Annotated in this window: 12 protein-coding genes and 1 tRNA gene; 10 read left to right on the top strand and 3 right to left on the bottom strand. The window is 33.6% G+C overall.

Annotation, left to right across the window (positions count from 1 at the left end; translation table 11 throughout):
- Positions 1-171: 171 nt before the first annotated feature.
- Positions 172-256 (bottom strand) — tRNA-Ser (locus Q0543_RS13230).
- A gap of 336 nt (positions 257-592) precedes the next feature.
- Between Q0543_RS13230 and Q0543_RS13225 the strand changes: the two genes are divergently transcribed.
- A complete protein-coding gene (locus Q0543_RS13225) occupies positions 593-931 on the top strand; it encodes an MGMT family protein (protein ID WP_299253930.1) in 339 nt (112 codons plus the stop codon).
- A gap of 2 nt (positions 932-933) precedes the next feature.
- Here Q0543_RS13225 and Q0543_RS13220 read toward each other — a convergent pair whose 3' ends face one another.
- Positions 934-2,382, bottom strand: a complete 1,449-nt coding sequence (locus tag Q0543_RS13220) for a sodium:solute symporter (protein WP_299253927.1) — start codon at positions 2,380-2,382, stop codon at positions 934-936.
- A gap of 73 nt (positions 2,383-2,455) precedes the next feature.
- Between Q0543_RS13220 and Q0543_RS13215 the strand changes: the two genes are divergently transcribed.
- The 6 genes from Q0543_RS13215 to Q0543_RS13190 all read left to right on the top strand — a co-directional run bounded on the left by Q0543_RS13215 (position 2,456) and on the right by Q0543_RS13190 (position 8,015).
- The gene (locus Q0543_RS13215) at positions 2,456-2,758 is read left to right on the top strand and encodes an ATP-dependent Clp protease adaptor ClpS (RefSeq protein ID WP_299253924.1); all 303 of its coding nucleotides are present in this window, start codon (positions 2,456-2,458) and stop codon (positions 2,756-2,758) included.
- A 49-nt stretch (positions 2,759-2,807) separates the two neighbouring features.
- Positions 2,808-3,425, top strand: a complete 618-nt coding sequence (gene recR / locus Q0543_RS13210; protein WP_299253921.1) for a recombination mediator RecR — start codon at positions 2,808-2,810, stop codon at positions 3,423-3,425.
- Complete coding sequence (locus Q0543_RS13205; protein ID WP_299253919.1) at positions 3,422-5,380, top strand: glycosyltransferase; 1,959 nt, start codon at positions 3,422-3,424, stop codon at positions 5,378-5,380. Before recR ends, Q0543_RS13205 begins: the two co-directional genes overlap by 4 nt.
- 11 nt (positions 5,381-5,391) lie before the next feature.
- A complete protein-coding gene (locus tag Q0543_RS13200) occupies positions 5,392-5,721 on the top strand; it encodes a hypothetical protein (RefSeq protein WP_299253916.1) in 330 nt (109 codons plus the stop codon).
- A gap of 87 nt (positions 5,722-5,808) precedes the next feature.
- The gene (locus tag Q0543_RS13195; RefSeq protein ID WP_299253913.1) at positions 5,809-7,362 is read left to right on the top strand and encodes a SulP family inorganic anion transporter; all 1,554 of its coding nucleotides are present in this window, start codon (positions 5,809-5,811) and stop codon (positions 7,360-7,362) included.
- 17 nt (positions 7,363-7,379) lie between these two features.
- Positions 7,380-8,015: a carbonic anhydrase gene (locus Q0543_RS13190; RefSeq protein ID WP_299253910.1), complete on the top strand. Its 636-nt coding sequence runs from the start codon at positions 7,380-7,382 to the stop codon at positions 8,013-8,015.
- A gap of 288 nt (positions 8,016-8,303) precedes the next feature.
- On the opposite strand, the gene Q0543_RS13185 is transcribed toward Q0543_RS13190, so the two are convergent.
- Positions 8,304-9,860, bottom strand: a complete 1,557-nt coding sequence (locus Q0543_RS13185; protein WP_299253907.1) for a PglZ domain-containing protein — start codon at positions 9,858-9,860, stop codon at positions 8,304-8,306.
- A 65-nt stretch (positions 9,861-9,925) separates the two neighbouring features.
- Here Q0543_RS13185 and Q0543_RS13180 point away from each other — a divergent pair, with 65 nt between their 5' ends.
- The 3 genes from Q0543_RS13180 to lpxC all read left to right on the top strand — a co-directional run.
- Entirely contained in the window at positions 9,926-11,158 is a 1,233-nt protein-coding gene (locus Q0543_RS13180) for an HD domain-containing protein (RefSeq protein WP_299253905.1), read from the top strand.
- Between the two features lie 38 nt (positions 11,159-11,196).
- Positions 11,197-12,246, top strand: a complete 1,050-nt coding sequence (gene lpxD, locus Q0543_RS13175; RefSeq protein WP_299253902.1) for a UDP-3-O-(3-hydroxymyristoyl)glucosamine N-acyltransferase — start codon at positions 11,197-11,199, stop codon at positions 12,244-12,246.
- A gap of 6 nt (positions 12,247-12,252) precedes the next feature.
- On the top strand, positions 12,253-13,172 hold a 920-nt coding region (gene lpxC / locus Q0543_RS13170; protein WP_299253899.1), incomplete at its 3' end, for a UDP-3-O-acyl-N-acetylglucosamine deacetylase.

Genomic DNA, 13,172 nt, shown 5'->3' with positions numbered 1-13,172 from the left:
TTTAATTCTTTTTTTTTTTTTTAACGAATAAGGCCGACTATTTATTTGATAGGCACACTTTGCATTTAAAGATTTTTCAAAGTTAATAATAAAATGGATAATTTTAAGATTCCATTTTATTATTAACATAAATAAAAAAGCCTTCCAATAAATTGGAAGGCTTTACACACGTAGAGAGAGAGGGATTCGAACCCCCGGAACCTCGCAGTTCAACGGTTTTCAAGACCGCCGCATTCGACCGCTCTGCCATCTCTCTATGCTAATCATAGATAACAGTGTTGTCTAATGAGGATGCAAAACTATGCATTTTATGGGAATTCACAAACTTCTTTCATTGATTTTTTTTAAATAATATCAACAATTAAGTTATGAAGTGGGTAAGTTATAGAATATGAGGGATTTTAGCGTTTGCCTCCTCTTGAAAAAAACCAGAATCAACAGCAATACGTGTCTTGTTAGAGGCATTTAATTCCCTCCAAATAAAAAAATGGCATATTGGAAATTATAGTCCATAGTCCTCTACTCTTTATTTTTTATTTACATTTGGTTTATGTTGGATTCACCTAAAATAGAACTTGAATTCTATCGTAAAATGAAAGAGAAAACCATTTCCTTTTTTCAATCGGTATATGAAGTAGTTGTGCTAATACCTTATGGAAGGGTAACTACTTATGGAGCAATCGGTAATTATTTAGGCATGAAATCTTCTGCACGTATGGTAGGATGGGCAATGAATGCCTGCCATTCAAACAAAAACATACCAGCTCATCGTGTAGTAAATAGCAGTGGATTACTAACTGGCAAACATCATTTCGGACATCCCAAAGAAATGGAAGAACTCCTTCAAAAGGAGGGTATTGAAATTGAAAATGGAATTAAAATCATCCGATTCAAAGACGCATTTTGGGATCCGAGCGAAGAATTACTGTAAATCTATTTTTCCTTTTTAGTAGATATGACATACATTCCAGCATACGTAATTATGCCATTAATAAGTAGGTCTTCAAATGCTGTTTTATAGTCAAATACTTCTTTTAACCCATATACTACACACAAGGTTAAAACGGGCGACAATACACAAATAAAAGGTACAACACCATCCTTCACACTTCTTTTACTTATAATGCCAAAAGCGAACATCCCCAGTAGTGGCCCGTAGGTGTATGCAGCAGCTTTCAATACCATTACAATTACCGTAGTGCCTTGGTTGAATTCTTTAAATAATACGATGATTATAAAAAATAAAACCGAAAAGCCTACATGCACATAGGTACGCACGCGTGCTTTGTTTTCTTTTTTATGTTTATTGAAATTTAAAAAATCGATACAAAATGCTGTGGTCAAAGCGGTAAGCGCTGAATCTGAACTTGCATAGGAAGAGGCTGTAATACCCAATAAGAAAAACACGCCAGCAATTACGCCCAAACTTTTCAATGCCAACATCGGATAGAAGAAATCTGTTTGTGTAGGGATTTCTATGCCTTTTTCTCCCGCATACATATACAACAATGCCCCTAATGTTAAAAACAATAAGTTTACGGCTACAAGAACAACAGAAAACCAATACATGTTTTTTTGTGCTTCGCCTAGATTTTTACACGTTAAATTCTTTTGCATCAGATCTTGATCTAGGCCAGTCATAGCAATCGTAATAAGCACCCCAGAAATAAACTGCTTCCAAAAGTAATTTGATGCGCCAATTTCTTCAAAATGAAAAATGGTAGAATACTTACTTTCATGAACTTTATGAGCCATTTCAACCACTCCCCAACCCAATTGTTGAGAAATAACGACGACACTTATGATTACAGCACCTACTAAAAATAAGGTTTGAAAGGAATCCGTCCAAACAATTGTTTTTACACCTCCCTTAAAGGTATAAATCCAAATGAGCGCAATGGTAATTCCAACTGTTACTGCAAATGAAACCCCTAAATCTTTGAATAAAAAGGTATGTAATACTTCAGCAGCTAAATACAATCGCAACGAAGAGCCTAGTGTACGGGATAAAAGAAAAATTGCGGAACCTGATTTATAGGACCAATATCCATACCGTTCTTCTAAATAGGTATAAATTGATACCATATTGGATTTGTAATAAATAGGCATTAAAACACCAGCCACTACAAAATAGCCCGCCATATTCCCTAATATTAGCTGGAAATAAGAAAAGCCATTCGCATTTACCATTCCGGGTACAGAAATAAATGTCACTCCAGAAACGGAAGTCCCAATCATACCAAAAGCAACTAAGTACCAAGCAGACTGTTTGTTGCCGGTGAAAAAAGCATCAGAATCTGCATTTCTGGATGTCAGCCATGCAATAAATAACAAAGCGGCAAAATAGGCACCCAGAATTCCAATAATTAAGGAAATAGTCATATTATTCTAGATTAAAATCCCACAAAATTGTCCTTTTTTTATTATATTTGCTATACACCTTACCGAAAGAATTATGAATCGTATTCTAAATCATTCGTTTCCATTTCAACATCAAGAAGAAGTTGCTGTTATGGAAGAAGAAGTTCAAACTTCTGATATGAATGCCCTTATTGTTTATAATGATGACGTGAATACATTTGAGCATGTCATCCAAATGTTAATGTCAGTTTGTGCACATACTCCAGAACAAGCGGAACAATGTACCATGTTAATTCACTACAAAGGTAAATGCTCTGTCAAAGTTGGTTCTTTTAATGAACTTAAGCCCATGCGACAAGGTTTGTGCGATAAAGGTATTTCTGCGGAAATAGAATAATCACACAACACATTCACTCCTATTTCTTGTTTTACCTATCTTATAATCTATGAATTTTCCTTCTAAATTATTAGAAGAAGCAGTATTAGAAGTTTCCAAACTACCTGGAATCGGAAAGAAAACAGCTCTTAGATTAGTATTGCACTTATTAAAAAAGGAAAACAAAGATTCAGAAAGTTTAGCGCATGCTTTACTTAATGTCAGAGCAAATATTAAGTACTGTGAAAAATGCCACACCATATCCGATCATTTAATCTGTGATATTTGCAACAGCAAAAGTAGAGATCAACGTATTGTTTGCGTAGTTGAAGATATTAAAGATGTACTAGCTATTGAAAATACGAATCAATATTTTGGGGTTTATCACGTTTTGGGTGGAGTCATCTCACCGATGGAACGTATTGGACCAGATCAGCTAACAATAAATTCATTAATTGAACGTATACTAACCGATACCGAAATTAAAGAAGTAATATTAGGGCTTAGCCCAACTATGGAGGGTGATACAACTGCATTCTTTATTACCAAGAAACTAAAATCTTATCCCATCAAAATAAGTACAATAGCAAGAGGAATTCCTTTTGGTGGCGAGTTGGAATATATGGATGAAGTTACACTTGGTAGAAGTATTGCAACCCGTACTCTTTTTGAAAATAAAGAAGATTGAAACAATTAAGTATTATAATTGTAAATTATAATGTGTGCCATTTTTTAGAACAGGCACTAATCTCTGTGTCCAAGGCTAGCGCAAATTTGGATATAGAAGTTTTTGTTGTCGATAATAATTCTGCAGATGGCTCTGTAGAAATGGTTAAAGCAAAATTCCCTCAGGTAACACTTATTCAAAATACAATAAACGTAGGTTTTTCTAAAGCAAATAACCAAGCAATTGCCAACGCATCTGGCGAATATGTATTGTTATTAAATCCGGATACAGTTATAGAAGTTGACACATTAGAAAAATGCATCAACTTTATGAATGCAAACCCAAATGGTGGTGGTTTAGGGGTAAAAATGATTGATGGCAAAGGTAATTTTTTGGCTGAATCTAAAAGAGGTTTCCCTACTCCTTGGGTTGCATTTTATAAGATCTTTGGCTTAGCAAAATTATTTCCAAAATCCAGGAAATTTGGACGGTACCATCTAGGTTATTTAGATAAAGATAAAACACACGAAATAGAAGTTTTGTCTGGAGCATTTATGTTTTTAAGAAAGTCTGTTTTAGACATAACGGGCTCTTTAGATGAAGATTATTTTATGTATGGAGAGGATATTGATTTATCCTATCGCATTATAAAATATGGATATAAAAATTATTACTTAGCTGACACACGTATTATTCACTATAAAGGTGAAAGTACAAAAAAAACAAGTGTCAACTACGTATTTATTTTTTACAAGGCAATGATCATTTTTGCTCAAAAGCATTTCACGTCTAATAAAACAGGTGCATTTAAAATATTAATTAATGCTGCTATTTATTTCCGAGCATGCATAGCACTTATAAATAGAATAACGGACAAACTGAATCCCATTCTATTGGATACAGTTATCATATCACTTACTCTCACTGGTCTATATTATTTAAAGAATGAGTCCATACATTATAGTGATCCATCTACCCAATTAGTATTTAGGCAAATAATTCCATTATTTACTTTCACTTGGATATGTTCCCTACTTTTTTCTGGCTCTTACAAAAGTGATGTTTCTATAATAAGTTTAATCAAAAGCTTTTTCTTTGGAACACTTATTATAGCATCCTTATCTTACTTTATTGATGAATATAGATATTCAAAAAACTTCTTGATTGAAGGTTCTATTCTTTCTTTATGTGCTGTAATTCTTTTTAGAGGAATCATTCATTGGTTAAAAAATGGTCGATTTGCTTTAGGAGATAATAAAAATAAAAAAATAGTGATTGTAGGTTCCTATGATGAATGTAACCGCATCGATTTATTATTACAAGAATCAAATTATAAATTAAATATTTTAGGTTTTATTACTACAGGAAATAATGCTGACGTAAAAGGTAAATATTTAGGTTTTACAAAGCAGTTGCTAAATATTGTACGTTTATATAAAGTAGATGAGATTATTTTTTGTTCAAAAGATTTACCAGCGAATTCTATTATAGAGTGGATGACTCAAATAGACAACTCGGTTGTGGATTTTAAAATTGTACCCGAAGAAACGAATTTCATTATCGGTAGTAATTCAAAAAATCGCAGAGGAGATTTTTATCAGCTTCAAATAAACCTAAATATTATAGAGGAAGAAAATATTAAATACAAACGAATGCTAGATATATCCTCGAGCATACTATTTTTTATACTATTCCCAATACTTGCCTTGGTAATTGAAAAACCTTCTAACTTCCTACGAAACATATTTAACGTATTTACTGGAAAAAAATCTTGGGTTGGGTTTACGCATACCAATCAGGTTAATCTCCCAAAAATTAAATCGGGAATTATTCATCCATCTATTGCATGTAAGAACGAAGAAAATACAAACACAAAATCTATACAAGAGTTAAATTTCATTTACGCTAGAGACTATAGTTTATTTATGGATATTTCTCTCATAGCAAAGTCATTTAAATACCTGGGCAGATCTTAAGTTGTTAAAAAATGAGACTGACTCCCTACTTCCTCTTTTTAATTTTCTTACTTGGTATAATAGGCAAGGGAGGAATTCTTCTTATCGTTAAAAATTTCAAACCTACTGTTGATTTGCTTTCTGTAAAAAACACAAATACGACTATTGGAATTTGCGAAGATTTAAATGAAGAAACCCATCAAACAATAGACATAAAAGAAAATCACAATTATTATTTAAAATCTTATTTTAACGTAGCTTTATTTTTATCCTTTATTTGCAACAAACACTTACTACGCAAAAGTACATTACTTTTTAAATCACACTTTCAAGAAGTAATTTCTCCCCCACCAGAGGTATAATTTATTTGATACAGACATTGGCGTAAAATATTTAAATACAATATTTCACGCCTGTATTTTCTATGTACTCATTTTAAATTATTAACTATGTTATCAATTAAAGAGACGTTGCAAAACATCCAATCGGGTGTTGTTGTATTTTTAGTTGCATTACCCCTATGCTTGGGTATTGCTATTGCGCAAGACGCGCCACCCATCGCTGGTATTATAAGTGGTATAATAGGTGGCTCTGTTGTTATGTTATTTAGCGGATCTAAATATAGTATCAGTGGACCAGCAGCTGGCTTAACTGCAATTGTATTAACTGCAGTAAATGACCTCGGATCTTTTGAGGCACTATTAACAGCAATGATTGTTGCCGGTGCTATTCAAGTTGTTTTAGGCATTATAAAAGCAGGTATAGTTGGTTATTATTTCCCTTCCTCCGTTATAAAGGGAATGTTATCAGCAATAGGGATTATACTAATAATAAAGCAAATACCTCACCTCGTTGGTTACGATTTAGATCCAGAAGGCGATATGGCTTTCTGGCAGATGGATGGAAGGAATAGCTTTTCAGAGTTATTAAATATGTTAAACTTCTTCACCCCTGGTCCTGCAATAGTAAGCGGCATATCGATAATAGTAATGATATTTTGGTCACCCAAATTCATTCATCCAGATGGGAAGTTATCGTTCATCCCCAATGCACTTGTAATCGTACTCTTGGGAATTATTCTAAATTCTATATTTGAGTACTTTTTCCCAAATCTGTTTATACAACAAGACCACTTGGTTGCATTACCAACAATCAATTCTACGAGTGATTTATACAATAGCTTACGTTTTCCTGACCTATCGGGATTTTCAAATTCAAAAACATATGTTGTTGGTTTTACTATTGCTATTGTTGCAAGTTTAGAATCGCTTTTGAGTTTGGATGCATCAGATAAATTAAAAAAGGTGCTTAAACCAAGTTCTCCTAATAGAGAATTGATTGCTCAAGGATTAGGGAATTTAGCTTGCTCTGCTGTTGGAGGAATTCCTGTAACATCCGTTATCGTTCGTAGCTCTGCCAATATAGCTGCAGGAGCTTCAAATAAATTATCTGGATACGTACATGGTTTTCTATTGCTCGTAAGTGTATTGGTATTTCCCGATGTATTAACGCGAATACCAAATGCATCTTTAGCTGTGATTTTGTTATTCACGGGCTACAAGCTAACAAAATTAAGCTTAATCAAATCCATGTTTTCATTGGGGATAAATCAATATTTACCCTTTCTAACAACAATAATAGTAATGCTATTGACAGATATGTTAAAAGGTATTGTTTGTGGGTTAATTGTAGCAATTTATTTCATTCTGCGTGACTTAATGCGCATTCCGATTAAAGTATCCAATACAGTTATTGAAGGGAAAACACATACCCTTATTACTTTCCCAGAAACCGTTTCATTTATCAATAAAGGTGTACTATTGAAAATGCTAGATACAATCCCTGCAAACTCCTATCTCATTTTAGATGGTAAAAACATTAAGTCTATTGACTACGATGTTTTAGAAACCATTCATTTATTTATGGATGCTGCAGCAGAAAAAAACATAGAAATTGATGCCATCAACATTCAGATTATCGACAAACTTGTCTCATCCCATTAAATTAACACATTACCTATATGAAAGAAAGCTATCAATCCCTATTAAGCGGAAATAAACGTTGGGCATTATCAAAAATTCAAAACGATGCAGATTATTTTAAACGAATGAAAATCGTGCAGACACCTGAATATTTATGGATAGGTTGTTCCGATAGTCGTGTACCTGAAACGGAAGTAACAGTTACACAGCAGGGGCAATTATTTGTACATCGAAATATTGCAAACATGGTTGTACATACAGATCTTAATTTATTAAGTGTTGTGGAATATGCTGTTGAAGTTTTAAAAGTAAAACACATTATCGTTTGTGGGCATTATGGTTGTGGTGGTGTTATTGCTGCCATGAAAAATAGTTCCTTCGGTTACGTCGATAATTGGTTGCGCAACATAAAAGAAGTCTACAATAAAAACGAAGCTGAATTATCCGCAATTGAAATTGAAGAGGATAGAGTAAATAGACTTGTAGAATTAAATGTGATTGAACAAGTTCGAAATCTTGCTAAAACGAAGGCGATACAACGCGCTTGGGAAAGCAGGCAACTTGAAATTCACGGATGGGTATATGGCCTAGATACTGGGATTATAAAAGATCTTCACACGATACATCATCAGGCAGAAGATATTGAACCGATATTTAGATATACATTTAAATAAAGCTACCCGTTTCTAGGTACTAGGTTCTAGACAAACCAACACGATTGATTCGTGTTGGTTTATAGATCAAAAAAAACGAGGTTTTCTGATTAAGTTCAGGAAGCCTCTTTTGTTTTTACTCATTCAGGCACAATTGAAACTATTCGATGATGTATTTTTTTTCCGATATTGACGTCTCCCTCCTCACCTGTATCACAAATCTTTCCATGGCTGTACTTTTTCGGCCAATCATCTCATAAAAAAAGGTTTCTGATACTTTCCGAAACCTTTTTTTATGAGATGTAACACTTATTTATTGGGTTCTAATATTATAAACGGAATTAACATTTCTTCCATTGAAATTCCGCCATGCTGAAACGTATCTTTAAACATCTGTACAAATTTCTGATAGTTGTTTGGGTACACAAAAAATAATTCATCCCCAACAAATACGTATGCATCCGACATGTTCACTTTCGGTAAAAATATCTTTTCAGGTTTCTTAACCTCCATTAGATAATTTGAGGCATCAAAACCCAGGTTTTTACCCACTTTGTATCGCATATTGGTGTTGGTCGTTTTGTCTCCAACTATTTTATGCCCTTTACTTACACGGATTGTTCCATGATCTGTAGTAATAACCAATTTTATTTTTTTGTGACTTAATATTTGAATTAGTTCTTGTAAGGGAGAATGCTTAAACCAACTTGCAGTAATAGAACGATAAGCTGCTTCATCGGGTGCAAGTTCTTTTAACACTTCCATATCAGAACGTGCATGAGAAAGCATATCTACAAAATTGTACACGACAACATTCAGTGGATTATCCAGTATGTTTTTAATACCGTCACACAATGCTTTACCTTGATTTAGAGTGGTAATTTTTTGATAGGAGAATTTTATATCTAAGCCGTTTTTCTTCAATTGCTCTTGAAGCAATTGCTCTTCCATATTATTTTTCCCTAATTCATCCTCTTCTCCATTATAAAACCCAGGATATTTTTTCTCAATTTCAGAGGGCATCATTCCCGCAAAAAAAGCATTACGTGCATACATGGTTGTTGTCGGCAATATCGAATAATACAGTTCTTCTGTTTCGGTTTTGTAGGATTCTGCAATTAAGGGTTCTAATATTTTCCATTGATCGTAACGTAAATTATCAATCAACAAAACAAATACCTTTTCTTCTTTTAAAATTGGAAGGATTTTTTTTCTAAATACCGTATGGGAAAAAACAGGCTTATCATCCGATGATTCATTAATCCAATCTTCGTAGTTATTTTTTATAGTTTTAAAAAACTGTTGATTCCCTTCCGACTTTTGGGACAATAAAATTTCTTTCAGACTACTATCTCCTACTGACTCAATTTCAATTTCCCAGCGTACAATCTTTTTATATAATTCTATCCACTCCGCATAATCTAACTTGTCACTAATAGTCATGCTAATAGATGCAAACTCTTGTCTGTATGCAGAAGTTGTTTTGTCGTTCACCAATACTTTATTTTGAAGCAGTTTTTTAATCGACATCAAAATTTGGTTTGGATTAATTGGCTTAATCAGGTAATCAGCAATTTTAGAACCAATCGCCTCTTCCATGATGTGCTCTTCTTCATTTTTGGTAATCATCACTACCGGAACCAATGGACGTAGTTCTTTTATTTTAACAAGAGTTTCTAAGCCACTTAATCCGGGCATATTTTCATCTAAAAAAATGATATCAAAAAGTTGAGCGTTTGACAATTCTAAGGCATCGATGCCATTTGTTACAGTTGTAACTTCATACCCTTTGTTATTTAAGAAAATAATATGTGGTTTTAACAAATCTATTTCGTCATCCGCCCAAAGAATATGGTATTTTTGCATATGTGTATAATTTATTATTTAAACGAAAAAATAAAAATAGTATTTTAACATCGATAAACAATTTTATGATAAATAAGAAAAAAGTAATAAACGACCCTGTATGGGGATTTGTTAATATACCTACAGATTTAATTTTTGAAATTATACAGCATCCCTACTTCCAAAGACTAAGAAGAATTAGACAATTAGGATTAACAGAAATGGTGTATCCTGGTGCCATACATACACGCTTTCATCATGCCTTGGGAGCAATGCACTTAATGACTGAAGCTTTAAAATCATTACAAAGTAAAGGTCATGTCATTAGTTCCGAAGAGTTTGAAGGTGCGCAACTAGCCATATTGTTACACGATATTGGGCATGGTCCATTATCTCATGCACTTGAGTACGCGCTACTTGCAAACATTAAGCACGAAGATTTATCGTTGTTTATCATGGAAAGGCTGAATGAACAATTTGACAATAAATTATCCCTCGCCATATCTATTTTTAAAAATACCTACCATAGACCGTTTTTCCATCAGCTTGTATCCAGTCAATTAGATATGGACCGAATGGATTATTTAAGTAGAGATAGTTTTTTTACGGGAGTATCTGAAGGTACTATAGGCGCTGATCGGTTAATAAAAATGCTTGAATTACACAATGACGAATTGATTGTTGAAGAAAAAGGCATTTATAGTATCGAAAATTTCCTTACTGCACGTAGGTTGATGTATTGGCAAGTGTATTTGCACAAAACTACTGTCAGTGCAGAAAATATGATTGTATCCATTGTGAAGAGAGCCAAGCATCTAATCCGGGTGAACCAATTGTCATTTAAGCCACCCTTTTTATCCGAGTTCTTAAAAAATGACATTTCATATAAATCACTTATCGAAAATGAATACTTATTAACTTCGTTTTTAAAATTAGATGACATTGATTTATGGTACTCCATAAAACAGTGGACCAAGGAGGACGATTATATACTCTCCAAAATATGTAATATGCTACTAGATAGAAAGTTATTTTCCGTTCAAATTCAAAGTAACCCATTCGAAAAAGGAGAAATTGATCTATTAAAAAATCAATTATTGAATTCCATGCCTATTCAAGAAGAGGATATAGAATATTTTTTACCTACAGGCATCATTAGTAATGCAGCTTATTTACCCGAGGATGAGCAAATCAAGGTAAAAATGAAGAATAAAGAAATATTAGATGTTGCAAAAGCATCCGACTTACCCAATATACAGGCACTTAGCAAAATAGTAATCAAACATTATATTTGCTGTCCAAAAAATGTATATTTGTGAGTATTAACGGTTACTAAACTATTAGAAAATTAAATTCAATGGAGTTTACTTTAGAGGAAATAGCACAACTACTTGGTGGTGAAATTAAGGGTGACGGAAAAGTTAAAGTAAATGCTATTGCTAAAATTGAAGAAGCTACATCCGGCAGTATTTCATTTTTATCTAACCCTAAATATGAAAACTACATTTACACTACACAAGCGAGTGCTGTAATTGTAAAAAAGGATTTTTCACCTAAATCTCCTGTATCTGCAGCATTGATTCTTGTTGAAGATCCTTATTCTAGCTTTACAAGCATTTTAGAAGCATATCAACAAGCATTGATCTCATCCAAAGTAGGTAAAGAAGAACCTTCATTTATTGGCAATAAATCTACTATTGGTTCGAATCATTATATTGGAGCATTTGCGTATATAGGCAACAATTGTACGATTGGCGACAATGTCAAAATATTTCCACAAGTTTATATTGGTGATAATGTTACTATTGGTAACAACACAACTTTATATGCTGGGGTAAAAATATATGCAAGTTGCGCCTTAGGCAACCATGTAACCATTCAGTCTGGATGCGTAATTGGTAGTGATGGATTTGGTTTCGCACCTCAAGCGGATGGCACATTCAAAACAATCCCCCAAATTGGAAATGTAATCATCGGAAACAATGTTGATATTGGCGCAAATACTGTAATTGACTGCGCTACAATGGGCTCTACAATTATTGGGAATGGTGTTAAAGTTGACAACCTCATTCAGATCGCACATAACGTTAAAGTAGGAAAAAACACTGTTATTGCGGCACAATCTGGCATTTCAGGTTCTACTACGATTGGAGAAAACTGTATCATAGCAGGCCAAGTTGGAATCATTGGTCATTTGAAAATTGCGAATAAAACGACAGTAGCGGCTCAGGCAGGTATTGGTAAAAGTATTTCAAAAGAAGGAACGACACTTTTAGGTTCCCCTGCGTTTGAAAAACTTGATTCTTTGAAGTCATTTGCCATATATAGAAAACTTCCCACATTACAGAGACGTATAGAGGAATTGGAAGAAAAAATACTAAATTTGTCTGTTATTAAGGAATTGTAATTTTAGATGTATACAAAACAACACACCATTAAAGCGCCTGTTAAGGTTTCAGGCGTAGGCTTGCATACGGGAGCCCAAGTAAATCTTACTTTTGTACCTGCTCCAATCAACCACGGAATTATATTTAAACGTGTTGATTTACCTGACCAACCTATTATAGAATGTGATGTAGATAATGTCGTTGACGTTTCTAGAGGAACTTCTATTGAAAAAAATGGAGCAAGAATTAATACCGTAGAGCATGCATTAGCTGCTTTAGTAGGTCTTCAAATAGATAATATTATTATTGAAGTAGATGGTCCTGAAATTCCTATTATGGATGGGAGCTCTTTGCCTTTTATTGATGCAATCAACATCATTGGATTAGAAGAGCAAAATGCGCTACGTAATTTCTTTGAAGTGCCTCATGGTATATTTTTTCACGATATTGAAAAAAACATTGAATTAGCGGCTCTTCCTTTAGATGATTACAGAGTAACAGTAATGGTTGATTACAATTCACCCGTACTTGGAAGCCAACATGCAACGTTAAATAGCATCACTCAATTCGAAAAAGAGATTGCTTCTTGCAGAACGTTTTGTTTTTTACATGAATTAGAAATGCTTCATAAGCAAAACCTTGTTAGAGGTGGCGATTTAAATAATGCAATTGTTATTGTTGATCGAGTTGTTAGCGATGACGAGCTTGATGGAATAGCTAAATTATTTGGAAAAGAGAAAGTTGAAGTTCAAAAAGAAGGCATTCTAAATAATATAGAATTACGATATAAAAACGAACCTGCAAGACATAAACTACTAGATGTGATTGGTGATTTAGCCTTAGTAGGCAGACCAATCAAAGCACAAATTATGGCTGCCCGTCCGGGCCATGCATCTAATGTTGCTTTTGCAAAAAAAATAAAACGAGTTATGATGGATTCGCGCCA

Source organism: uncultured Cytophaga sp. (assembly GCF_937863595.1).
GTDB lineage: Bacteria > Bacteroidota > Bacteroidia > Cytophagales > Cytophagaceae > Cytophaga.
The sequence above is the reverse complement of the archived record's forward strand: the minus strand, read 5'-3'. Positions and strand labels throughout refer to the sequence as shown.

What these genes read in the sequence shown, in the direction of transcription:
- Q0543_RS13185 (WP_299253907.1), bottom strand. Translation starts at nt 9,860, where the DNA reads ATGCAAAAATACCATATTCTTTGGGCGGATGACGAAATAGATTTGTTA.
- Q0543_RS13180 (WP_299253905.1), top strand. Translation starts at nt 9,926, where the DNA reads ATGATAAATAAGAAAAAAGTAATAAACGACCCTGTATGGGGATTTGTT.
- lpxD (WP_299253902.1), top strand. Translation starts at nt 11,197, where the DNA reads ATGGAGTTTACTTTAGAGGAAATAGCACAACTACTTGGTGGTGAAATT.
- Q0543_RS13220 (WP_299253927.1), bottom strand. Translation starts at nt 2,382, where the DNA reads ATGACTATTTCCTTAATTATTGGAATTCTGGGTGCCTATTTTGCCGCT.
- Q0543_RS13225 (WP_299253930.1), top strand. Translation starts at nt 593, where the DNA reads ATGAAAGAGAAAACCATTTCCTTTTTTCAATCGGTATATGAAGTAGTT.
- Q0543_RS13200 (WP_299253916.1), top strand. Translation starts at nt 5,392, where the DNA reads ATGAGACTGACTCCCTACTTCCTCTTTTTAATTTTCTTACTTGGTATA.
- recR (WP_299253921.1), top strand. Translation starts at nt 2,808, where the DNA reads ATGAATTTTCCTTCTAAATTATTAGAAGAAGCAGTATTAGAAGTTTCC.
- Q0543_RS13215 (WP_299253924.1), top strand. Translation starts at nt 2,456, where the DNA reads ATGAATCGTATTCTAAATCATTCGTTTCCATTTCAACATCAAGAAGAA.
- Q0543_RS13190 (WP_299253910.1), top strand. Translation starts at nt 7,380, where the DNA reads ATGAAAGAAAGCTATCAATCCCTATTAAGCGGAAATAAACGTTGGGCA.
- Q0543_RS13195 (WP_299253913.1), top strand. Translation starts at nt 5,809, where the DNA reads ATGTTATCAATTAAAGAGACGTTGCAAAACATCCAATCGGGTGTTGTT.